Source organism: Polynucleobacter antarcticus, from assembly GCF_013307245.1.
Classification (GTDB): domain Bacteria; phylum Pseudomonadota; class Gammaproteobacteria; order Burkholderiales; family Burkholderiaceae; genus Polynucleobacter; species Polynucleobacter antarcticus.
Map to the genome: position 1 here is coordinate 1,448,882 of NZ_CP028941.1, position 23,877 is coordinate 1,472,758.

Below are 23,877 nucleotides of genomic sequence, written 5' to 3' on the forward strand. Positions count from 1 at the left end.
CTGCTGAAAATAGGCTGTAATGCCCCTACTGCCCATTATTTAGGCAGGAAAGATCTGTCAAAAACTGCCAAGTCGTTGATAATCAAGGCATGAATAGTGTATTTACCGCCGAAAAAGACATCCAAGGGATGCGCGAAGCTGGCCGCTTAGCCAGTGAAGTGCTTGACCACGTAGCGCCTCATGTCAAAGCAGGTGTTAGCACCGCCGAGCTCGATCGTATTTGTCACGCTTACATGCGCGATGTCCAAAAGACGATTCCTGCTCCATTGAACTATCAGCCCCCAGGCTACCCCCCTTTTCCAGCATCTATTTGTACCTCTGTAAATGATGTGATTTGTCATGGCATTCCCGGTGAGAAGATTTTAAAAACAGGAGATGTCGTTAATTTAGATATCACTGTGATTACGCCTCAAGGCTACTATGGTGACACCAGCCGAATGTTTATGGTGGGCGAAGTATCGGTACTCGCCAAGCGCCTCACCCAAATTACGTTTGAATGCATGTGGCTCGGCATTGCCCAGGTCAAACCCGGAGCATCCTTAGGGGACATTGGTCATGTGATTCAAACGCATGCTGAAAAAGCAGGTTACTCGGTAGTGCGTGAGTATTGCGGTCATGGCATTGGTAAAGTGTTTCATCAAGACCCGCAAATTCTTCACTATGGTCGACCTGGCACAGGTGAAAAGTTAGTAGTAGGTATGACATTCACGATTGAGCCCATGATTAATGCTGGTCGTCGTGAGATTCGAACGATGCCAGATCAATGGACTGTCAAAACAAAAGATCGTAGCCTGTCAGCGCAATGGGAGCATACGCTCTTAGTCACCAACACTGGAGTAGAGGTACTCACTTGGTCAGAGGGCAGCAACGCCATACCTGATTGCGTCAAAGGTCTATCCTTTAGACCGCAGCTTGCAAGCGCTTAATTCATAAATGCTTCAAGCGATGATGTATTCGATGGTGCGTTTATAGCAATCAGCCCATGATGAATGTCGCTAACTTAAAAGCAGCTCGAGAATTAGCTTACGCCCAATTTCGTGAACATCAGGAAGTTGGCAAACTCACCAAACAACTGAGTAAGCTCAGTGATGAACTTCTCACTAGTCTCTGGAATCAATGTGGCCTCAAATCTGATGCTGCATTAGTTGCCGTAGGTGGTTTTGGTAGAGGATCACTCTTTCCTTATTCTGATATTGATATTTTAATTTTGCTGCCTGCAGATAAGCAATACTTCGAAACAGTATTGGCAAGCAAGATTGAAGCATTTGTAGCCCAGTGTTGGGATACCGGCTTAGAAATTGGTAGCTCCGTGAGAACTGTCGCGGAATGCATCTCAGAATCAGAGCAAGACATTACGGTACGCACTTCATTATTAGAGTCTCGACTCATTTGTGGCAAGAAGACACTCTTTCACGAATTTGAAACTGTCTACGAAAATGCTTTAGATCCGAAAACTTTTTTTCAAGCAAAACTAGCAGAGCAAATTCAGCGGCATTACAAATACCAAGACACACCCTATTCGCTTGAGCCCAATTGCAAAGAAAGTCCTGGTGGCCTACGTGATCTCCAAGTGATTTCTTGGGTGAGTAAAGCAGCGCACCTAGGTAATACTTTTAAAGATTTGTATCTTGCGGGTCTACTGACTAATCGCGAACTTACTGAGCTGAAACGTAATCAACGCTTTTTAGAAACTCTGCGAGCTAACCTACACTTACTGGCAGGTCGAAGACAAGATGTATTGGCATTCGATTTTCAGGCGTCACTCGCAGCCTCTATGGGGCACTCGGAAGAGTCTCTTCGATTGGCCAGCGAAGCGATTATGCGTCGCTACTATTGGGCTGCTAAGGCGGTCAATCAATTAAATGATGTACTGCTCCAAAATATTGAGGCCCTACTCTTTCCTCAAGAATCTAAGACTACTCACACCATCGCTGGCGAAGGCAATGAGGGGTTTATAGAACGTCAGGGTGTACTTGATATTGTCGATCCCCAGCTCTTTCAGAAGCATCCGGAGCAAATTCTACGAACCTTTCTCGTCTTTGCTCAAACTGCTAACGTCAAAAGCTTATCAGCAACCATTTTTAGAGCGCTCTATAACGCTCGGCAAAAGATGAATGCTCAATGGCGCAAGGATCCAGTAAATCGCGCGCTGTTTATGCAACTACTGCAACAGCCCGATGGAGTCAGTCGCGCTTTTCAACTCATGAATCGCACGAGTGTGCTGGGCCGCTACCTCCCTGCCTTCAGAAACATTGTTGGCCAAATGCAGCATGACTTATTTCATGTATATACCGTTGATCAACATATTTTGATGGTCTTACGTAATGTGCGACGCTTCATGGTGCTCGAAAACACCCATGAGTTTCCGTTCTGTAGCAGCCTCATTGCTCGTTTTGAAAAGCCTTGGCTCCTCATCATTGCAGCACTCTTCCATGACATTGCCAAAGGCCGTGGAGGTGATCACTCTGAGCTTGGTAAAGCCGATGTACGTAGTTTTGCCAAAGATCATGGCTTGGATAAAACAGATACAGAGCTTTTAGTCTGGTTGGTTGCAGAACACCTCAACATGAGCCAAGTAGCGCAGAAACAAGATATCACTGACCCTGATGTCGTCAAAGCTTTTGCCGGCAAAATGGGGGATGAGAGACACCTCACTGCCCTATATCTCCTCACAGTTGCAGATGTACGTGGTACTAGCCCTAAAGTCTGGAATGCGTGGAAAGGCAAGTTACTCGAGGATCTCTATCGCGCTACCCTGCGTGTTCTAGGTGGAGCAAAACCTGATGCTTCTTCTGAGCTTGCTCAACAACAAGAAGAGTCACGTTCGAATCTACGTCTTAATGGTATTGAGGATTCTGCCTATGAAAATCTCTGGCAAAAATTAGATGTCGCTTTTTTCTTACGTCAAGATGCAGGCGATATTGCCTGGCTGACACGACATCTGTTTAATAAAGTAGATAGCCAAATACCTATTGTCCGAGCGCGCCTCTCTCCTGTAGGTGAAGGCTTACAAATTGCGGTGTATGTCAGAGACCAAGAAGATTTATTTTCCAGGATTTGCGCCTATTTTGAACGTCATGGTTTCTCAATCTGGGATGCCCGCATTCACACCACCAGACATGGCTATGCTTTAGATACTTTCCAAATCTCAGGCAGTAATTTAGTGGATGAGGGAGGGAGCTACCGAGATTTGATTCAGCTAGTTGAGTATGAGCTCTCGGCGGCCCTACAAAGCCATGATCCCTTGCCTAACCCCAGTATGGGACGCCTCTCTCGGCAATCCAGAACCTTCCCGATACAGCCGCGGGTACGCGTCACACCCGATGAACGGGGTCACTACTATGCGCTATCTCTGTCAGCGAGTGATCGCACCGGACTTCTATATGTTATCTCTAGGGTACTAGCTAAGCATCAGGTATCTTTGCACACTGCGCGCATCAATACCCTAGGCGAAAGAGTAGAGGATATATTTCTGCTGGATGCGGCTAGACTCAGTAAAAATCCAAAGCTGCAGATTTTGTTAGAGACAGAGTTATTAGAAGCGCTAGGGGCTTAAAGTTTCATTATTGAGTTTTTTAAGCGCTCGCTGGATACGTAAATTAGAAATATCACAACAAGAAATCCAAGCTTTCTGAATGTTTTCACTTGATTCTCGCTCCTCTACTGCCCTGAGTAAAAACAATAAATCAATATGCACATGATCACCCTCACCCTTTTGGGGGTTTGATGGAATCTGATGTATATCAATATCCAATGGTTCGTCATCATTAGCATAGGGATCGCAAACAACTCCCGTCTCTTCAAAAACCTCACGAATGGCAGCATCCATAGGTGTTTCGCCCTCATCAATGTGGCCTCCAGGCTGCAACCATTGCTGAATATGGGGATGAAAAATCAAAAGTACTTTCTCATCTTTTATCATTAGACCACTAGCAGTGATGTGGCCCTCTTTGTTATATCGAGAGTAAGGGTTAGTAGAAGTTAATACTTGAACGGCAGCATCTTTCAATGAAGAAAATTCTGCCGCCTGTAGGATGAGATGGAGATGACTCATAAATAAATTTTAATGATGAAGCTAAATATCTTATGCGGAGAATTGCTACAGACCAAGCTAATCTGAGTGTAAGAAAGATCCTACTTTAATAACTCAAGCATCCCTACCTCATCAATGACTGCCACGCCCAATTCTTCAGCCTTAGTGAGTTTGCTGCCAGCATCTGTACCAGCAACAACGTAGTCAGTTTTTTTGGAGACCGAGCCAGCGACTTTAGCGCCTGCTTTTTCAAGCAAGTCTTTTGCCTCATCACGTGTTAGCGTGGGGAATGTGCCTGTGAGCACAAAGGTTTTTCCTGCTACTGCTGCACTCATCACTTTTTCTTCTACGGAGAGCTGCATGCCTGAAGCAAGTAATTGTTCAATCACTTCTCGATTATGGGCTTCTTGCATAAAGCTGGTAATGGAATCTGCAACTACTGGACCTACATCTTTGACTGTCAAAAGATCTTCAACGTCCGCATCCATTAGGGCATACATGGATCGGTAGTGATTAGCTAAATCCTTAGCCGTTGTCTCGCCCACATGCCGAATACCAAGAGCAAAGATAAAACGGGCTAAGCTAGTATTGCGAGATTGCGCAATGGCTTTTATCAGATTATCGGCAGACTTCTCGCCCATACGTTCTAGGTTAGCCAAAGCAGAAAAACCTAAACGATAGAGATCTGCAGGGGTTCTCACAAGATTGTGATCGACTAATTGATCAACGATCTTCTCACCTAAACCTTCGATATCTAAGGCGCGACGATGGGCAAAGTGAATAAGTGCCTGCTTACGCTGTGCCTGACAAAATAAACCCCCACTACAGCGAGCTATCGCTTCGCCTACTAAGCGCTCAATATGCGAGTCGCATACAGGACATTGGGTTGGCATTACAAACTGTTGTGCATCAGATGGCCTACGCTCTTTAATGACGGATACCACTTCAGGAATCACATCACCAGCACGTCGCACAGAAACCGTATCACCAATACGAACGTCTTTACGCTTCACCTCATCTTCGTTATGCAAAGTGGCATTAGTGACTATGACACCACTTACCTCTACAGGGGATAAGCGCGCAACAGGAGTAATGGCGCCAGTTCTTCCTACCTGCACATCAATCCCCAGTACAGTAGTGAGCGCTTCTTGGGCTGGGAACTTATGAGCTAGCGCAAAACGCGGTGCTCTAGACACAAATCCTAATTTAGCTTGCTCTGTAAAAGAGTTCACCTTATAGACGACACCATCGATATCATAAGGTAACGCCTCTCTTTTGCTGCCAATCTCGTTATAAAAGGAGAGTATGGCTTCCACAGAATGAAGTACCCTTCGCTCGGAGCAGACTGGTAAACCTAATTGCACATACACATTGAGTAAGGCCTCATGGGTAGTAGGCAACCAAGAAGTCGGCTCCAAAGCTCCTAGACCGTAGGCAAAGAACGATAATGGTCGCTTGGCAGTGATCTTTGAATCTAATTGCCGCAAACTACCAGCGGCAGCATTGCGTGGATTGGCAAACTCTTTTTCTCCAGCTTGGGCGGCTAGCGCGTTCATCTTCTGAAAGTCTTCGAGATACATAAATACTTCGCCACGCACCTCAAGCACTGCTGGAATATTAGCGCCAGTTAGCTTTAATGGAATGGCGCGTATGGTTTTAATATTCGCTGTGACATCTTCGCCGCTTGCTCCATCACCACGTGTAGCGGCCCTTACCAGACTGCCATGTTCATAGCGTAATGAAATCGCTAAACCATCAAACTTGAGCTCTCCCGCGTACTCCACCTGATTGAGATGAAGTCCCTCTCGGCAACGTCGATCAAAGGCAATCAGCTCTGCATCTTCAAAAGCGTTATTCAAAGAAAGCATGGGCATTACATGCGTAACAGAATCAAACGCTTTGAGCGCTGCACCCCCTACCCTCTGAGAGAGGGAATCTGCAGTAATCCATTGAGGATGAGCCAATTCAATATCCAGTAACTCACGATATAAGCGATCGTACTCACTATCTGGCACCAAAGGATTATCCAGCACATAGTAAGCATGCTCTAGGCGTGCGAGTTCAGATTGCAAGAATGCATAGCGATCCGCTAGATTTGTCGGATGAGAAGACGACAAAGTAATTCCTTAACTAAAGAGTCTGCTAGCGGTCGAGGAGCCTGCTGGAATGCTACTTTTCTCAAGATTGGCATAAAGACCATCAAGATGCTGACGAATACTTACTACAGCAGCCTCAGTGAGATTGATGCCATTGTCATCGACTAAACGTCCATGCGCCAATTGCCCTATCTCAACACCCTCACCCAACATACGCTCAAATGCGCGCTCATCTTGCTCAACCAGGGGCACCTCAAGCAATAAGGTAATTTGCTTTATAGCTTGATTTGGATTCAGATCAGCGCTATTAAAAATCCGCTTCTGATTACTAAAGAATTCAAAACTTAAGCCATTACGAGAAAGCTTAAATCCACGTTGGTGCATCAAGGACTCAATATTCGCCCAAGAATAAGCATCGTCAAACAGTATGTTGATACTTAGCTGAATATCACTTTCTGCAGCCATAGCATCTAATTCTTTTGCGCTTTCCAGCATCGTATTAACACTAGGCATATCAATTTGCGCGCCCAACACTTCCGCGAGAGCTTGCGCCCGAGAGCAAAAATCTGATAATTCTAAAATGCTAATAGGGCCGCGACGGCTTGCCAGCTGAATCGCCAGCTGAAGTTCGGAATATGTCGCTTCTGCTCGCAATGACTCCCAATCTTCTGCTGCGTCCACATCTGCATTAAGGCCTTCACAGATCCAATGTGCTGCTGGGCTTACTTGACTCTCATGCCAAGAATGTAATTCTGCAAGAATTTCTACACCACTGATGGCTTGGTCAAAGCGCAAAGTAATTACACAGTCAATTCTTGGATCAATCGTAAAGTTTTTTATCTCTGGAATATCTAGGTTAGATTCACCAAAAGTAGGCTCTGCTCTTTCTTCAGACTGAGCATCTGCGAAACCTCCTGCAAAAGAGGGTTCTCGAGTAGATCGATCAGCAGAGGAAAAGTCACTGCCTAATTTGGCCTGACGACGAGCACGGGCATTTTTAAAATTAAATATAGCCACTAATATCAAAATCAGTAGACCAATAACAGCCAAAGCAAATTGCAAGTCAGACAAACCCAGTGCTGTCATGATTTGCTCTAAATCCACTTAAGCCGCCTCTACCATCGATACTGCAGAGGAGATATCCACTGCCACAATCCGCGATACACCCTGCTCTTGCATCGTCACACCAATCAGTTGGTGCGCAATTTCCATGGTGATCTTATTGTGAGAAATGAAGACAAACTGTGTTTTGTCGGACATTTTGGCAACCATCTTGGCATAGCGCAAGGTATTGGCATCATCTAATGGTGCATCTACCTCATCGAGCAAGCAGAATGGGGCTGGATTAAGCAAGAAGAGTGAGAACACCAAGGCAATCGCCGTCAGGGCTTTTTCACCGCCAGACAATAAATAAATCGAGCTCAGCTTTTTGCCAGGTGGCTGGGCCATCACTTGAACGCCCGCATCGAGAATTTCTTCACCTGTCATCACCAGCTCTGCTTGACCACCACCGAACAGTTCTGGGAAGAGCTTACCGAAATGCTGGTTCACCTGATCAAACGTACCTTGTAGTAGATCACGGGTTTCTGCATCTATCTTCGCAATCGCATCTGTCAAAGTCTGCATCGCTTCATTCAAGTCGACAGTTTGTGCATCCAAGAATTGCTTGCGCTCACGGGAGCTAGATAGCTCATCTAAAGCAGCCATGTTGACTGGGCCCAAGGACTGAATTTCAGTATTCAGGCGCGTGACATTTGTTTGCAGAGCACCTACCTTAAGGTCAGAACTAAAGCTAGCTTCAAGCGCAATTAAATCGGCTTCTGCATCAGCAAGGAGTGTTGCAAATTGCTCAAAGTTCAAACGCGCAGCTTGCTCACGCAACTGCAGATCCATGACCTTGTCACGCATCGGCTGAAGGCTACGCTCAATTTGCATACGCACCTCATCAGCTTCACGCAATTGATGTAATAAAGCATCTTGCTCGGTACGGGCATTAGCTAATGCTGCCTCGCGTGCACTGCGGGCTAGTAATAGTCCTTGTAATTTATCTTGCGCCTCTTCATCACTTAAGGTTTCAAGCTCTTGCTCAGATGCCGCCTGCTTATCCTGAATTTCCATGATCTGTACACGCGCAGTACTCTGATCACGCTGTAAATCAGCAATCCGTTGCTGTAATGAGCGTGTTGCAAAAGCTGCTTCTTGGGCAGACATCTCAGAGGAACGTAAAGATTCACGAAGAAGATCACGCTCTTGAGTAGCTAATGCTAATTTTTCTTGGGCACCTAACAAGCCATCTTGCAGGCCTAGCTTAGACTCTTCAGACTGAGCCAGCTCAACAGAAGACTGTTCTTGAGTCATTGCTAGCTGCTCAATGTGCTGACGCAACTCACTCAACTCACCCTGAATTTGTCCGGCACGTTGGCTGTATTTCTCTTCAGCTTGGGTAAGCTGCATTCTTTCCACTTCAAAACCATGAACTTCTTGCACCGCTTGCTCTGCATAAATACGGGTTTGCTCTGCAGCTTGGTGAGCAGCTTGGTAGTTCGCAACACACTGATCTAGCTCGCTTTGCAACTCGCTCTGAATTAACCGCTGCGCCCGTAATTGCTTTTCAAGACTTTCCATCTCTTGAGCACGAGCCAACATGCCAGCTTGCTCAGAATCTGCAGCATACAACTGGACGCTTACTCGGCTTACTAAATGGCCTTGCTGTGTTACGAACGCGCCACCTGCAGGCAACTTCTCGCGACGCTGCAATGCATCTTCAAGACTATCTGCAATATAAATATTGTCCAACCACTCTTGCAATACAGCAGTAAGGCGTGGCGCACCTGCACTCTGAACACGCGTTAATAGAGGAACAAATCCAGCTGGCACGCTAGTGCTCGCTGGAGTAATGTCTTCAGTCAATAAGATAGCCAAACGACTTGGCGGCGCATCATTGGCTAAGACCAAAGTTTCTTGAACGCTTTTTGCGGTTACTGCAGCTAAACGCTCACGTAAAACAGATTCCAGTGCAGCTTCCCAGCCACTCTGTACTTTGAGCTCTTGCCACAGGCGCTTACTTTCTTTTAATCCCTTACTCTCAAGCCAGGGACCAATCTTGCCTTGCGCCTGAACGCTAGCCTGCAAAGCTGTCAAGGCTGTCAATTTAGCTTCAGTTTGTGCTAATTCTTGATTAGCAGCCTGCATCTGTTGTTGGGCGGTATTACGTGCCTCATCTGTAGCAGGCACGCGTTGCTGAGCATCGCCTGCTTTTTGCTTTGCTTCATCTACCTTACGCTGCGCCATAGCATGGCGATCTATTGCCATTTGTAAGGCTTCGGCATCTGGCCTACGCATACCCGCAAGCTCAGACTCAAGGCGAACATCGCGCCCCTTCAACTCCTCTAATTGAGTAACTGTCGCTTTAAGGCGCTCACCCAAACTGGCTAAGCGCTGTTCAATAGCAGCTAGTTGTTCACGCGCATCATCTACATCACGAGCACCGACTTGATATACCTCATCACGACTGGGCATCTGCGTTTGTAAGCCCTCTAAGTCGGCCAATAAAGACTGTTCTTTTTCTGCTGCTAAGCCAAGCTCTTGCTCAGCACTACGTTGTGCTTGGGCAGCATCTGTTTCTTGGACAGTCCAACGTTGCAGTTGCGCTTGCAAATCTTGAGTTTGTTGCTGTAAACGCTGACGCGCTTCTTGCACATAACGAATCTGGGACTCCACTTGACTTACATCGGAGTTTGTTTGATATAAATCACCTTGTGCTTGAGATACCTTATCTTGTAATGCATATTGCTCAGTACGCATCGTCTCGAGCTCAGTCTCAGCATGTCGCATTTTTGCGGTCTGCTCTTCCAGACTCACTTGTGTATCCCGAATACCGCTGGCATGTCGCTCTTGCTCTTTACCTGCTTCGGTCTGGCGTACAAACCAAAGTAACTGCTGTTGCGACTTCATCTCAGTAGAAAGTTCCGCATGGCGTTCAGCTACGGTAGCCTGCTTTTCAAGACGTGTCAGTTGCTGATCAAGCTCACGCACGATATCTCCAACACGCACTAAATTCTCTTTGGTGTCTTCTAAGCGTGATGCTGTTTCTTTGCGACGCTCTTTGTATTTAGAAACCCCTGCAGCCTCTTCTAAGAAAACGCGCAACTCTTCAGGCTTGGCTTCTAAAATACGGTTGATGGTGCCTTGGCCAATGATGGCATAGCCTCTTGGTCCCATACCAGTACCCAAGAAAATATCTTGGATATCTTTGCGACGCACGATCTGGTTATTCACGTAATAACTAGAGTTACCATCACGTGTTAATACGCGCTTCACTGCTAAATCTGTAAATGCACTCCACTGACCATGAGCGCGCCCATCCGCGTTATCAAACAGCAGCTCAACACTGGCACGACCCGAAGGCTTACGTAAACCAGAGCCATTAAAGATCACGTCTTGCATCGATTCACCACGCAATTCACTTGCACGAGATTCACCCAAAACCCAACGCACGGCGTCAATAATGTTCGACTTTCCGCAACCATTAGGACCCACGACACCGATTAATTGACCTGGCATTTCAAAATGGGTTGGATCAACAAATGACTTAAAGCCGGAAAGTTTGATAGATTTCAGTTGCACGGCGTACTTTTTAGGGAGAAAACGGGTTTAAATGGGCGGGTAAAAAATTAATACAAATGTGTCAAGATGATAGCAAGCTTAGGCGTCCTCGCACGGGTTTTTGCCCCACCGATATAATAGAGAATTCATATCCAGGGCCAAAATCCCTTAACAATCTGATAGTTAACTTAAAAGCATGAGCCAAACACCACAAAGTATCATCGAACAAGCCTGGGAAAACCGCGCAAACCTGTCTCCAGAGGCTGTTTCTGGGGAAATCCGCAATGCCGTAAATGCGGTCCTTGAAGGCCTCAATACAGGCAGTATTCGTGTGGCTGAGCGACAAAGCGTCGGTAAATGGGAAGTAAACCAGTGGGTTAAGAAGGCGGTCTTACTCTCTTTCCGCCTGGAAGATAACAAACCGATGAGTGCTGGTGGCTACACCCAGTTCTACGACAAGGTACCTAGTAAGTTCGAACACTACACTGCAGAAGACTTTGCGAATGGCGGTTTTAGAGTTGTGCCTCCTGCCATGGCGCGCAGAGGCTCTTTTATTGGTAAAAATGCCATTTTGATGCCTTCCTACGTCAACATTGGCGCTTATGTGGGCGAAGGCACGATGGTAGATACCTGGGCCACCGTGGGTTCTTGTGCCCAAATCGGTAAGAATGTTCACCTTTCTGGTGGCGTTGGCATTGGTGGTGTTTTAGAGCCCATACAAGCCGGTCCGGTCATTATTGAAGATAACTGCTTTATTGGCGCACGCTCTGAGGTTGTTGAAGGCGTAGTGGTTGAAGAGAATGCGGTGCTCTCCATGGGCGTATACATTGGCCAAAGCACCAAGATTTATGATCGTGAAACTGGTGAAGTCCATTACGGCCGCGTTCCTGCCGGCTCAGTAGTGGTTCCAGGATCTCTTCCTTCCGCTTGCGGAAAATACAGCCTCTATGCGGCCATCATTGTGAAAAAAGTCGATGCGCAAACTAGGGCAAAAACAGCCATTAATGATTTGCTGCGTGATTAATTTGGATTAAAGCGAGATGAGTGCCACCTTAGAACTGACCCAAGATCTTATTGCCTGCCGTTCAGTAACGCCAGCAGATGGTGGCTGCCAAGATCTGATTGCCAAACGTCTTCAAGAAGTTGGCTTTCATACGGAGAGTGTCATCAGTGGCCCGGATAATTTCCAGGTCACTAATCTCTGGGCAATTAAAAAAGGTACCGCTGGGGACAAAGGCGAAGTGCTGATGTTTGCCGGTCACACGGATGTAGTTCCTACTGGCCCTCTTGAAAAATGGACGAGCGATCCATTTACGCCCACTATTCGTGATGGCCTGCTATATGGCCGCGGTGCCGCTGACATGAAAACCTCTCTGGCAAGTTTTGTTGTTGCTGCAGAAGAGTTTGTGATTACCCATCCCAATCACAAAGGCTCGATTGCTTTTTTAATCACCAGCGATGAAGAGGGTCCCGCTCATGATGGCACTGTCATTATGTGCGAGCGCTTACTAAAGCAAGGACAACGTTTAGATTACTGCGTGATTGGCGAACCCACCTCAGTCAATCAGCTGGGTGACATGATTAAGAATGGCCGTCGCGGGTCTCTCTCCGGAAAATTACATGTCAAAGGCATTCAGGCCCACATTGCTTACCCACATTTAGGCAAAAATCCGATCCACGTTTCAGCGCCTGCGATTCAGGCATTAGTTGAAACCGAGTGGGATCAGGGTAATCAGTATTTCCAGCCAACCAGTTTTCAGATTTCTAATATCCACGCTGGTACTGGCGCCAACAATGTCATTCCTGGTGAATTAACGATTGATTTCAACTTCCGCTTCTCCACGGAGAGTAAGCCTGAAGAGTTACGTAGCCGTCTTGAAAAGATTTTAAGCGCTGCTGGTCTTGATTTTGAGGTCGACTGGGTACTAGGTGGTAGCCCATTTATTACCAGCGATGGCGCTCTTGCTGGGGCACTACGAAAAGCTATTCGAGATGAAGTGAATGTAGAGACCGAGCTTTCCACTACAGGTGGTACCAGCGATGGTCGCTTTATCGCAAAGATCTGCAAAGAGGTAGTGGAGTTTGGCCCTATTAATGCTACTAGTCACAAAATTGATGAGTGCGTTAATGTAGATGATGTCCTGCCGCTCAAAAATATCTTCCGCAAGACGCTTGAACAACTCATTGCTTAAGCTGATTTAAATATCCGTCATGGAAGCAGAGCCCGCGCAATCTCTTACGCTTGATCAATTCATTGATCACATAGCCCAACAATTAGAAACTGCTGACTTACATTATGGTCATGGCGCGATAGATGCTCGCAGTGAAGCGCTGTGGATTATAAGTAAGCAATTAGATCTCAGCCCTACCGAAGCACTAGATCATTTAGATCAAATCCTGAGTGCAGAGCAAATAAACAATGCGCTGACGGTGGTTAAAACCCGAATTGAGACTCGCAAGCCACTGGCTTACATCTTGGGTGAAGCCTGGTTAATGGGCGTCCCTTTTTTCTCTAGTGACCAAAGTATTGTTCCCCGCTCCTGGATTGCGGAGTTAATTGTGGATGGCTCACTAGAGCCTTGGCTGCCTGCAGATGGCAAAGCCTTAGACCTCTGCACTGGTAATGGCTCGCTAGCGATCTTATTGGCTCTTGCATGTCCTGACATCCATGTCAGTGCTTGCGATATTAGCCTGCCAGCATTAGCAGTCGCAGCACGTAATCTTGATCGCCATAGCCTTGGTACACAGGTGGAGTTATTTAATGGCGATCTATGGGATGCATTACCCGAGCCCCATGACGACAATCGCTTTGATCTGATTATTTGCAATCCACCTTACGTAAATGCGAGTTCCATGAATGCGCTTCCTGCTGAGTACCATGCAGAACCTGCACTCGCTTTAGCCGGAGGTGATGATGGCATGGATCTCATTCGTAAAATTATTGCGAACGCTCCAGACTATTTGTCAGAACGTGGTGCTATTGTGATTGAAATTGGCAATGAGTATGAGCACTTCAAGAATGCTTTTCCGCAAATCCCCGTGATTTGGATGGAAGTATCTGCAGGCGATGAGCAGGTGCTACTCATACAAGCGGAAGATCTACGCTAAAAATTATCAAAATATTTACATAGAGTAATTAAAGCAATGAAAATATTCTTACTGTTATTTTGTTCGATGATTTCACTTACTCTTTTTGCAAAAGAGCCAGTAGATTCATTTGTAAATACTGCACATTATGATGACGGAGATAAAATTCCTTACATTCTTACCTCGGTCAACTTAAGCTCCCCAAAATATATATTGATTATGATGCCTGGTGGTAATGGCATGATGAGTATTCAAAAGAATATAGATGGGACGATTTACTTTCAAAGTGGTGGTAATTTTTTAATTCGATCAAGGGCAATTTTTACTGATGATGAATTTTCTACTATCAGCATTGATGGAGATCGAAGCATTAAAAGAATGCGTATAGTCGTAAGAGATTTGAAATCTAAATTCCCAAATGCTCAAATTTATATTGTGGGAACAAGTCGCAGCACTCTTGCAACGATCTATCAATCAGAAAATATGGATGGTGAAGTTACCGGATTTATTCACACGGCTTCCATGAGTGCAATTGGTGGACTCGACACACGTAAAAGTAAAAGTAGGCATTTGATTGTTGCTCATAAATATGATGAATGTAGACTTACTCCTCCATCATCCTCTCTTGAAAATAATAGGAGATATGGAACAGATCTTATCCTTATGGAAGGCGGAGTTACTGAGGGTGATCCCTGTCAGGCACTGGGTTACCATGGATTTAATGGTATTGAGACAGAGACTATACCAAAAAATTAAGAATTGGGTAAAAAAATAAGTTAGTAGAGTTTCAGAATTAATCTTCTCAAATTAACTCAACTCTGCAGCTGCTGCTATGGCCTGATCAATTCGCTCAACCGGAATCACGCGCAATCCAGCGATCTTGGTCTTGGGCATATTGGCTTTAGGAATGATTGCTACGGTAAATCCTAGCTTAGCTGCTTCCTTCAAACGCTCTTGACCTCTTGGGCAAGGACGAATCTCTCCCGCTAACCCAACCTCACCAAAAACAATCAGTTCTTTCGGTAATGCTTTATTGCGAATCGATGATTGAATCGCTAACAAGACTGCCAAGTCAGCTGCTGGCTCTGAAATCTTCACGCCACCTACCGCATTTAAGAAAACATCTTGATCAAAACAGGCTACACCCGCATGTCGATGGAGTACTGCCAAGAGCATCGCTAAACGGGCTTGCTCTAATCCCACGGCCAATCGTCGAGGATTGGGAATATGCGCGGTATCTACCAGTGCCTGAATTTCAACTAAGAGCGGACGACTACCCTCTTGGGTCACTAATACACAGGCACCCGGCACCATCTCTGCATGTTGTGACAAGAAAATAGCTGAAGGGTTAGCAACCCCACGTAGACCTTTTTCAGTCATAGCAAAAACGCCCAACTCATTGACAGCGCCAAAGCGGTTTTTAATGGAGCGCACCAATCTAAATGATGAATGCGTATCGCCCTCAAAATACAAAACGGTATCGACAATATGCTCAAGCACTCGGGGACCGGCTAAATGGCCATCTTTAGTGACATGGCCTACCATCAACACACAGATACCACTTGATTTAGCTGCTCTCGTTAATTGCGCAGCGCACTCGCGCACTTGAGCTACCGAACCAGGGGCTGAACTTAATGCATCTGAATATAGCGTCTGAATAGAATCCACCACCAACACTTGTGGCTTGACCGTATCCATAATCGATAACAGCTTTTCTAATTGAATTTCTGCAAGCACTTCTAATTGAGGCGCAACCAGTGCAATCCGTTTTGCACGCAGGGCAATTTGTGCAGCAGATTCTTCACCACTGCTATAGAGCACATTCATACCCGCTGAACTCATTTCAGCTAATGCTTGCAATAGCAAGGTGGACTTCCCAATACCAGGATCACCGCCTAATAGGACTACGCCACCGGGAACTAAACCCCCACCCAGAACGCGATCAAACTCCTCTACGCCAGTACTAAAACGGGGAAGATCTTCTGCACTAATAGCGGATAGCTTTTGCCGCGGGAGTGATGGTGCTAAACCTTGAAAACGGGTATTTGAGCTTACTTCAGGCAAGCCTTCCTCAAGGGTATTCCAAGCTTGGCATGAAGGGCACTGCCCTTGCCATTTTGCAGAGTTTGCGCCACAGGACTGGCAGATGTAGATAGATTTAATTTTGGCCACGGATTTAGTCGAGCTGAGTGCCCGCTTTATTTTCTTGAGCGCGTTTAGGTGCATCTTTACGACGCTGTTCTAAGTCTGCTGCGCGAGCAGCTGCTGCTTTTTGTTTTTCTTCAAACTCTTTTTGATTAGCTGTACGCTCCGCCGCTTTTTCAGCAGAAGCTCGTTCAGCAATTTTCTTTGCATCACGCTGATCTTTAATACTAGAACGTAAGGAACGCTGTACTTCATGCAATTCCACTTCTTGCACCCGAATAGGATCAATTTCCTTACGATACTGAGCCCGTGAATCTCTCAAACAAGAATTGACCCAGTACTTTTGATAACACTCAGAGCTTGTTTTTTCCCAGCGATATTTAGCCCAGTCGCGCTGCAACTCTAAATCTCGCTCAATCTTATCGAGCTGCTCCAGTTGCGCTTCTTCGGCAGGAGTAGCTATTGCGCTAGTACCCACAGAGCCAGCTAATACAAAAATAGCGAGCGCAATAAATGAAGATAAAGAAATGACCTTTCTCAAATCTCTACCTTTGCGCCCAGCTCAACCAAGCGGTTTGCAGGAATCTTAAAGAAATCAGACTGACGACCTGCATTTTGATACATCCAGCAGAATAAGCGCTCGCGCCACAAGGCCATACCAGGAATCGCAGACGGCACAATCGTATCGCGCGACAAGAAGAATGAAGTGTCCATCATCTCGAACTTCATATCAAAGCCCTTCTCAATCAAGCCAATGATGGAGCCCATATCTGGGGTCTCTTTAAAACCAAAAATAGCACGCACAACATAAATATTGCCACCTAAGTCTTTCATGGTGATGCGCTCAGCATCATTTACATAAGGTACATCCCAAATGCTGACTTTTAAGAAAAAGACTCTTTCGTGTAAGACATGGTTATGCTTCAAATTATGTAAGAAAGAAATCGGCAAGTAATCGACGTGTGCCGTTAAAAACACGGCCGTGCCTTCAACACGATGTGGCGGATGCTTGAGCAAGGATTCAATAAAGCTACCCAACTGAATGCCGCCATCCATCGCCAATTTACGTAAAATTTGACGACCACGAAACCAGGTAATTAAACAGGTAAAGCATACCAAGCCTAAGGCTAATGGATACCAACCACCATCTTTAATCTTAATTAAAGTAGCCGTCCAAAAAGCAAAGTCAATGATGAAGAAAGCTACTGCCATCGCACTGACTACGGCGATGTTCATTTTCCACTCACGGAACATGACAACAGCCAATAAGATCGTGGTGATTAACATGGTCGACGTCACTGAAATACCATAGGCCGCCGCTAAATTTACAGACTCTCTAAATTCAATAATGGTGACCACCACCATAAAGAGTAAAGCCCAATTCACCATCGGAATATAAATTTGGCCCTGCTCAGAATCAGATGTATGACGAATATTCATCCGTGGCATAAAGCCAAGCAAGATGGCTTGACTCACTAAAGAGAAGGCGCCGGAGATAACTGCTTGCGAAGCAATCACCGTAGCTGCCGTTGCTAGGCCAACCATAGGCCACAACGCCCAGTCAGGCACCATTAAATAAAAGGGATTCCGAATTGCTTCTGGGTCTGAGAGGACTAAGGCGCCTTGACCTAAATAGTTGATCAATAAACTAGGCAGCACAATCAGCACCCAAGCCAAGCGAATAGGCTTAGGACCAAAATGGCCCATATCGAGATACAGCGCTTCTACGCCAGTAACAACCAACACCACTGCACCCATCACGATATAGGCGGCTACGGGATGATCGATGACAAAATTCAACGCATACAGAGGGCTAAAAGCACCAATGATTTGCGGGGCACTGCCGATGTTGATTGCCCCTAAAACAGCAAGTGCAATAAACCATGCAAAGGTGATGGGGCCAAATAACTTACCTACGGTTGCTGTTCCGTATTTCTGAATCAGAAACAAAGCCACCAGAATTGCTAATGAAATCGGAATAATAAATTTACGCATACCAGGTGCGGCAATTTCAATACCCTCAACTGCTGACAAAACTGAAATGGCTGGAGTAATGACCGACTCGCCCAATAACATGCAAGCGCCTAGCATGCCAATGATCATTAAGAAGTAGTAGCCTTTGGATTGGCTATCAAAAGAACGTAGTGCCAAAGCCATGAGAGAAAGCACGCCGCCCTCGCCCTTATTATCTGCACGCATCACAAAGAGGACATACTTCACCGTTACTACCAGTATCAGTGCCCAGATCATCATCGAGATCACACCAAATAGCGCTTCGGGTGAATAGGTGATGCCATGCACTGGATCAAAGCATTCTTTGAGGGCATACAGTGGACTCGTACCAATGTCGCCAAACACCACGCCAATGGCTGCAAGCATCATCACCCCCAGCCCTTTTTTATGCTCGCCCTCGGGTCCATGAACCTCGACGGGATTTAGCAGAGTTGAACTAGAAAATTCTGGATTACTAATAGACATCTCAAAACCTTAATGTGATGTTGCACGGCAATATGTTACTCCTTATGCTGCATGCCTTTGGGCTCATATTGAGCTATGAAACCCTCTTATTCAAGCTTTATTTGCTGGAATACCTCGACAGAGACCCTCAGAAAATGGTAGAATCTTAGCTTCAGACGCGGGGTGGAGCAGTCTGGCAGCTCGTCGGGCTCATAACCCGAAGGTCGTAGGTTCAAATCCTGCCCCCGCAACCAGTATATATAAGGCTTCTAGGTCAATCGGCTTAGAAGTCTTTTTACTTTATAAATCAAAAATCGTGGCTATATCGTGATGCTAGATCTATATATATCAATTTTGCCCCCTCATCGGTGGCACAAACCAAAAGCTAGATCGCGCCCATCAAAGGCCGGAGATCTTTTTCTGCAATTCAGCCTTCGCCTGGTCAATCTTTTCGGGGTTTGTTTTGGAGGAAAGGTCTGATCTTTGTTTTTTGCCTAAAAAATAAGCAATTCTTTCAGCGTTTGCGCCTGAGGGATGGGGTATGCCATCAAATACACGCGATACATCTATTAGGCCCTGTGAACCTAGCCAACTCATTGCCTCTGAAACTGTTGGGCCGAGCGGTATAAATATCGCATCTCCAAGCATTTTTACCTCTTGAACAAAGTATTCCTTAAGCATTTTTTGAAGCATTGGATGCTTTGTCATATTTGGCGTGCCGTTGTAATTGGCATCATTAATAAAAACTGGAAAGCGCAGTACCGAGGTCGTCTGAACGAGATGACTTGCATTTGCGAATAACTCGTCACAAGTGCTTACCCCTAACCATTGATTGAGTTTTAAATAATCAAGCATCGCCACAAGGTTTGGGCGCAACGATCCAGAGAATGCGCCTACCTGTTTTGCGGCCATGAGAGCGGCGCCGTGAGATTCTCCAGCCTTTAATCCATTTCGCGCCGCTATGAGAGCATTGCGAGCTTGAGTAAAGCCAGGTGTGACCCCAACCAAAACAATCTTGGCCCGGGTATTTACATAATCAAATGGAGGGTAGTAAGCCGTTAGACTCGCATCCCTATCTATTTGAAGGCTAATCGGCAACGAATTAACGTCAACAAGATCGCCCTCTTTTAAATCCCTAATAATGGACGCGTATCGATCAAACAGCTCTGTTGTCATATCTTTCGTTTTCGGCCTAAATTTTGACCGCCATAGATTATTATGATATCTATCATAACCATTAGGGACGACTCAAGTGTGATGAAGCAAACTTCAAAAGCAAAAGGAATGGCGTGAAACAAAATCTAGGTAACTTACTCAAAATTAGTCTTCGCGAAGCATGGAAAAATGAAACAACTGACTTCACACCCTGGCTTGCAGAACAAGAGAATCTTAACTCTCTGGCTGATACGCTGGGATTGGGTGAGCTGGAGCTAGTCCAACGTGAATATCCTATTGGTGATTTTTCCTTAGACATCCTTTGTACAGATGATCAAGGTGAAGTGATTATCGAAAACCAGCTTGAGAAAACCGATCACACCCATCTTGGCCAAATCATTACTTATGCATCTGGGGTTGGTGCCAAGAAAATTATATGGATTGCCGAGTCATTTAGACGAGAACACATCTCCGCCCTAGAGTTTTTAAATCAAAACACAACAGAGGATTTAAACTTTTTTGGTGTCGAGATTGAATTGTGGCAAATCGGTGATTCACCCATGGCACCCAGTTTTAATGTTGTTGTTAAACCGAACGGATGGGCAAAAGCTGGGCGCGAACAAGCTAGAGCCGTATCATCAGCTACACCACTTAAATTACTTCAACTTAAATTCTGGACTGAGTTAGTTGCCTATATTGATCAACACAATATTGATCTTCGGACCTCTGAGCCAAAGCCCAGACATTGGTTTGATAATCGACTTGGTAAAAGTGGATACACCCTATCATTTACAGCAAATTCAAGAGCGAGCCGTTTAGGTGTTGAGCTTTACGTCAACCCCGAAGATTCAAAACAGAAGTTTGCTGCGCTAGAGGCACGAAAAACAGAGATTGAGACTGCTTTAGGACTCGAGGTTGATTGGCAGCCATTACCTGATAGTTACGCATGCCGCATTGCCCTATTTAAGCCAGATTTTGAGCTCGAAGACGAGGCACAATGGCCAAGCTACTTTGAATGGCTTACAAAGAATGGCATCAAATTCCAAGATGTCTTCAAGCCGATCATTAGAACAATTTAACGTTTTGATGGCCTCGCTTCTTGCATATTGAAATCCCAGTGTTTACTGAGGCCTAAAGATTTACTTGGTTTTTTTTAAAGTTTTCAGCCTGCTCGAAGATCTCTACATAGACCTCATCCCTCTCGACCGGCGGATAGCCATACTCATCCAATAAAAGGATCAGACTTACCTTCAGAGCGGACTTAATATCATCTCGCTTATTCCAATCAGGAAATTTGGCTTGTTCCTCGACAAGCTTTTTAACGGCTTTTGCCAATTCAACCAACTTATCTTCAGGATATTTGAAGTCATACTTGCGGCAAAGTTCTTTGAGAATGTCATAAAAGGCTTTCTCAATAAAATCGATGCCTAAACTTTCTCCCGCTGAGAATTCTTGGTGCACTTTCCAAATTAAGTTAGTAAGGCTTTCAGCCATCTCTTCGTAAACTTCACTACGCAAGACATCAGCCTCATCTCGCTCGTTGTATCGATCAACCAGAGCCTGCATCTTTTTAGAGAAATCGACACCTTTTACCTTATTGACCTTCTTAATTTCACCAATAGCCTTAGCTAAAAGCTGTTGGAGCAACTTAATTCGAGTATTTGGAAGCTTTATTTTGTTGATCTTATTTAAATAATCCTCATCAAAAAGGTCTTGATGACTATCTTGATCATTACCAAGCTTGAAGATCTCTTGAACGCCATCGCTTAGGAGAGCCTCCTTAATCATTTGACGAACACGGGCATTCATTTGCTCGGTATCCGGCGCATCACCTTTGGTAAGCTTGAAAATAATAGATCTAACTGCTAAGTAGAAGTGGGTGTGGTCCCGCTCTTCTTGGGTGAGCTTTTCGCTACCGGCGCAAATATCGTAAGCAGCTTTAAGGCGCTTTACTATGTCCATGAACCTAGTTTCAAGCTCTTTGGTCTGTTGGACAAACTCTGCAGACATATTCAAAGTGTTCAATTGATCGATAGTTCCACCATTAAAGTACTTTGAAGTATCAAACTTGTGAAATAGCTTAGCCAATAGATCCAAATGATTTCTGACCACCACTAGTGATGCAGCGATATCCTCAAAATTAGTCTCGTCGCCTTTTCCGTATTGAGCCAAAGCAAGGTTCATCTGCTTCTTGATGCCAATGTAATCAATAACTAAACCCTTATTTTTCCCTTCAAACTTACGATTAACTCGTGAAATAGTTTGGATAAGATTGTGTTGCTTAATTGGCTTATCGATATAAATGCTATCTAGAAATGGGACATCAAATCCTGTAAGCCACATATCAACAACGATTGCGATTTTGAAATTAGACTTTTCATTCTTAAATTCAGCATCTAAAGTCTTACGATAGTCAGAAGTGCCCAATAGGTTATAAAGCGTTTCATCATCATCCTTTCCCCGGGTCATGATCATCTTGATCCGTTCCATCGGCTTAATTTTCTTACGCTCTTCCTCGCTTACTTCTGCACCACCTGCGACGGCTTTAATTTCATTCCATTCTGGACGCAAGGCAATGACATTTTTAAAGAACTGATAGGCCATTTCTCGGCTACTGCAAACAAACATAGCCTTACCCGTGACTGTAGCGCCTTCAGAAACACGGCTCTCATAGTGCTCCACAAAATCTTTGGCAAGAGCAGCGAGGCGTTTTGGATCTCCCAGAATCATATTCATGCTCGATGATTCCTGCTTACTTTTTTCTATCTGATACTCATTGGCACCTTCTGTAGCAACATCTTCGTAATATTTCTCAATTTTCTCTAGCTCTGAATTATTTAAAGCAACTTTAGCGGCACGGCCTTCATAGACAATTCGAACGGTGATCTCATCTTTAACAGACTCAGTCATTGTGTAAGCATCCACTACCTTGCCAAATACATCCAAGGTTGCATCAATTGGAGTGCCAGTAAAGCCAACAAAAGTTGCATTAGGCAGAGAGTCATGCAAGTACTTGGCAAAGCCGTAGCTCTTTGTAACGCCTTCATCAGAAATCTTGATTTTTTGATCTAAATTGATTTGGCTGCGATGTGCTTCATCAGAAATACAAATTACATTAGTTCTATCGGTAAGAAGCTGCGTATCTTCGGTGAATTTATGGATAGTAGTTAAGAAAACGCCGCCACTTTGTCGCCCTTGAAGAAGCTCACGAAGTTCAGACCTGCTTTCTACACTAACAACTGTATTGTCGCCAATAAATTTCTTGGCATTAGTAAATTCACCTGAAAGCTGGTCATCTAGATCAGTGCGGTCAGTAATCAAGACAATAGTAGGGCTTTCAAAATGCTTGCTCTTCATCAGCAATCTAGTGAGATAGAGCATAGTAAAACTCTTACCGCATCCCGTAGCGCCAAAATAAGTGCCACCCTTACCGTCACCATGAGGCTTTTGAACTAGTTTGATATTGTCATATAGACGGTTTGCAGCGTAATACTGTGGATACCTGCAAACGATCTTTTCATTCCTTCTAGAGGTATCAGGTATGTAGATAAAGTTGCGAATTATGTCACGCAATCGATTTCGATTAAGCATACCTTGAACCAAGGTAAACATACTATCAATACCATCCACGTCTTTAGCAAGACCCTCAACCCTACGCCAAGCATAAAAGAAATCATATGGCGCAAAAAATGACCCAGCTTTATTGTTAACACCATCACTAATTACACAAAATGCATTGTATTTAAATAGCTCTGGGATATCTCTGCGATAGCGAATAGTCAATTGGTTATATGCATCGTGTACGGTAGCATCCTCACGAATTGCACTTTTGAATTCAAAGACAACCAAAGGTAGGCCATTTATATATAGAATGCCGTCTGGAATTCTTTTTTCAGAGCCAACAATTTCTAACTGGTTAACGAATTTATAAATATTGCAGTCATCGCTTGAAGAATCCCCAATACCATCAAAGTCAATTAATTCGATCAAAATATCTTTTTGACTTCGATCCTCACGCTTCAACAAAAAGCCATCACTTAACCACCGCATGATGGTTTTATTGCTTTCATATAGATCACTGGCCGGAAGACTTTTAAGCATTAAGATAATCGATTTAGCTTCGGTAAGTGCAAGCTGGTTGCCTTGATACTTAGTCATCAAGTAATCAATTAGATCTTGATCAATAAGAACTTCATCGGGTAAGCGAGGGATGGCATTACCCAGGAAATGTGGGTAGCCCTCAGCATCCAATAATTCTATAAAAGCATTTTCTAGTTTTTCTTCGGTGAATTTGGTCAT

The 23,877-nt window shown here is 44.9% G+C and carries 15 protein-coding genes, 1 tRNA gene and 1 pseudogene; 8 read left to right on the plus strand and 9 right to left on the minus strand.

Annotated elements, in window-relative coordinates; all coding sequences use genetic code 11:
* Positions 1-56: 56 nt before the first annotated feature.
* Both map and DCO16_RS07580 read left to right on the plus strand, forming a co-directional pair.
* Positions 57-926 (plus strand): annotated as a pseudogene (gene map / locus DCO16_RS07575) (type I methionyl aminopeptidase); the annotation flags it as partial.
* 56 nt (positions 927-982) lie between these two features.
* On the plus strand, positions 983-3,556 hold the full coding sequence (locus DCO16_RS07580) for a [protein-PII] uridylyltransferase (protein ID WP_173943085.1): 2,574 nt from the start codon (positions 983-985) through the stop codon (positions 3,554-3,556).
* Here DCO16_RS07580 and DCO16_RS07585 read toward each other — a convergent pair.
* From DCO16_RS07585 to smc, 4 genes are all read right to left on the minus strand, one after another.
* Positions 3,545-4,054, minus strand: a complete 510-nt coding sequence (locus DCO16_RS07585) for an NUDIX hydrolase (RefSeq protein WP_173943086.1) — start codon at positions 4,052-4,054, stop codon at positions 3,545-3,547. The two genes, DCO16_RS07580 and DCO16_RS07585, sit on opposite strands and share 12 nt — an antisense overlap.
* Before the next feature lie 80 nt (positions 4,055-4,134).
* A complete protein-coding gene (gene ligA / locus DCO16_RS07590) occupies positions 4,135-6,150 on the minus strand; it encodes an NAD-dependent DNA ligase LigA (protein WP_173943087.1) in 2,016 nt (671 codons plus the stop codon).
* 9 nt (positions 6,151-6,159) lie between these two features.
* On the minus strand, positions 6,160-7,233 hold the full coding sequence (locus tag DCO16_RS07595; protein WP_254598016.1) for a cell division protein ZipA C-terminal FtsZ-binding domain-containing protein: 1,074 nt from the start codon (positions 7,231-7,233) through the stop codon (positions 6,160-6,162).
* On the minus strand, positions 7,234-10,755 hold the full coding sequence (gene smc, locus DCO16_RS07600) for a chromosome segregation protein SMC (RefSeq protein ID WP_173943088.1): 3,522 nt from the start codon (positions 10,753-10,755) through the stop codon (positions 7,234-7,236). It lies immediately after the preceding gene.
* A gap of 175 nt (positions 10,756-10,930) precedes the next feature.
* Here smc and dapD point away from each other — a divergent pair, with 175 nt between their 5' ends.
* From dapD to DCO16_RS07620, 4 genes are read left to right on the plus strand one after another with little or no spacing between them, the layout of a single operon-like run.
* Positions 10,931-11,758, plus strand: a complete 828-nt coding sequence (gene dapD / locus DCO16_RS07605; RefSeq protein WP_173943089.1) for a 2,3,4,5-tetrahydropyridine-2,6-dicarboxylate N-succinyltransferase — start codon at positions 10,931-10,933, stop codon at positions 11,756-11,758.
* Positions 11,759-11,774: 16 nt separating this feature from the next.
* Positions 11,775-12,926 carry a succinyl-diaminopimelate desuccinylase gene (gene dapE, locus DCO16_RS07610; RefSeq protein ID WP_173943090.1) on the plus strand — a complete coding sequence of 384 codons (1,152 nt, stop codon included), beginning with the start codon at positions 11,775-11,777 and terminating at the stop codon, positions 12,924-12,926.
* Between the two features lie 19 nt (positions 12,927-12,945).
* Positions 12,946-13,842 (plus strand): 50S ribosomal protein L3 N(5)-glutamine methyltransferase, encoded by an 897-nt coding sequence (gene prmB / locus DCO16_RS07615; RefSeq protein WP_173943091.1) that lies wholly within the window; start codon positions 12,946-12,948, stop codon positions 13,840-13,842.
* A gap of 36 nt (positions 13,843-13,878) precedes the next feature.
* On the plus strand, positions 13,879-14,577 hold the full coding sequence (locus DCO16_RS07620; RefSeq protein ID WP_173943092.1) for a hypothetical protein: 699 nt from the start codon (positions 13,879-13,881) through the stop codon (positions 14,575-14,577).
* Between the two features lie 51 nt (positions 14,578-14,628).
* Here the strand turns inward: DCO16_RS07620 and radA are convergent, their stop codons facing one another.
* The 3 genes from radA to DCO16_RS07635 are packed head-to-tail and all read right to left on the minus strand — an operon-like array spanning position 14,629 to position 18,348.
* On the minus strand, positions 14,629-15,993 hold the full coding sequence (radA, locus tag DCO16_RS07625; RefSeq protein ID WP_173943093.1) for a DNA repair protein RadA: 1,365 nt from the start codon (positions 15,991-15,993) through the stop codon (positions 14,629-14,631).
* Positions 15,994-15,997: 4 nt separating this feature from the next.
* Positions 15,998-16,507, minus strand: coding sequence for a hypothetical protein (locus tag DCO16_RS07630; RefSeq protein WP_173943094.1), 510 nt, complete (start codon positions 16,505-16,507; stop codon positions 15,998-16,000).
* On the minus strand, positions 16,504-18,348 hold the full coding sequence (locus DCO16_RS07635; RefSeq protein WP_254598126.1) for a potassium transporter Kup: 1,845 nt from the start codon (positions 18,346-18,348) through the stop codon (positions 16,504-16,506). Before DCO16_RS07635 ends, DCO16_RS07630 begins: the two co-directional genes overlap by 4 nt.
* A 252-nt stretch (positions 18,349-18,600) precedes the next feature.
* Between DCO16_RS07635 and DCO16_RS07640 the strand changes: the two genes are divergently transcribed.
* Positions 18,601-18,677: transfer RNA gene (locus DCO16_RS07640), tRNA-Met, on the plus strand.
* A gap of 145 nt (positions 18,678-18,822) precedes the next feature.
* On the opposite strand, the gene DCO16_RS07645 is transcribed toward DCO16_RS07640, so the two are convergent.
* On the minus strand, positions 18,823-19,599 hold the full coding sequence (locus DCO16_RS07645; protein WP_173943096.1) for a hypothetical protein: 777 nt from the start codon (positions 19,597-19,599) through the stop codon (positions 18,823-18,825).
* A gap of 113 nt (positions 19,600-19,712) precedes the next feature.
* Between DCO16_RS07645 and DCO16_RS07650 the strand changes: the two genes are divergently transcribed.
* Positions 19,713-20,657 carry a DUF4268 domain-containing protein gene (locus tag DCO16_RS07650; protein ID WP_173943097.1) on the plus strand — a complete coding sequence of 315 codons (945 nt, stop codon included), beginning with the start codon at positions 19,713-19,715 and terminating at the stop codon, positions 20,655-20,657.
* A gap of 52 nt (positions 20,658-20,709) precedes the next feature.
* Here DCO16_RS07650 and DCO16_RS07655 read toward each other — a convergent pair whose 3' ends face one another.
* On the minus strand, positions 20,710-23,877 hold the full coding sequence (locus tag DCO16_RS07655; protein WP_173943098.1) for a type I restriction endonuclease subunit R: 3,168 nt from the start codon (positions 23,875-23,877) through the stop codon (positions 20,710-20,712).

What these genes read in the sequence shown, in the direction of transcription:
- DCO16_RS07635 (WP_254598126.1), bottom strand. Translation starts at nt 18,348, where the DNA reads ATGATGCTTGCAGCCATTGGCGTGGTGTTTGGCGACATTGGTACGAGT.
- prmB (WP_173943091.1), top strand. Translation starts at nt 12,946, where the DNA reads ATGGAAGCAGAGCCCGCGCAATCTCTTACGCTTGATCAATTCATTGAT.
- DCO16_RS07645 (WP_173943096.1), bottom strand. Translation starts at nt 19,599, where the DNA reads ATGACAACAGAGCTGTTTGATCGATACGCGTCCATTATTAGGGATTTA.
- DCO16_RS07580 (WP_173943085.1), top strand. Translation starts at nt 983, where the DNA reads ATGATGAATGTCGCTAACTTAAAAGCAGCTCGAGAATTAGCTTACGCC.
- dapD (WP_173943089.1), top strand. Translation starts at nt 10,931, where the DNA reads ATGAGCCAAACACCACAAAGTATCATCGAACAAGCCTGGGAAAACCGC.
- DCO16_RS07620 (WP_173943092.1), top strand. Translation starts at nt 13,879, where the DNA reads ATGAAAATATTCTTACTGTTATTTTGTTCGATGATTTCACTTACTCTT.
- dapE (WP_173943090.1), top strand. Translation starts at nt 11,775, where the DNA reads ATGAGTGCCACCTTAGAACTGACCCAAGATCTTATTGCCTGCCGTTCA.
- DCO16_RS07585 (WP_173943086.1), bottom strand. Translation starts at nt 4,054, where the DNA reads ATGAGTCATCTCCATCTCATCCTACAGGCGGCAGAATTTTCTTCATTG.
- DCO16_RS07655 (WP_173943098.1), bottom strand. Translation starts at nt 23,877, where the DNA reads ATGACCAAATTCACCGAAGAAAAACTAGAAAATGCTTTTATAGAATTA.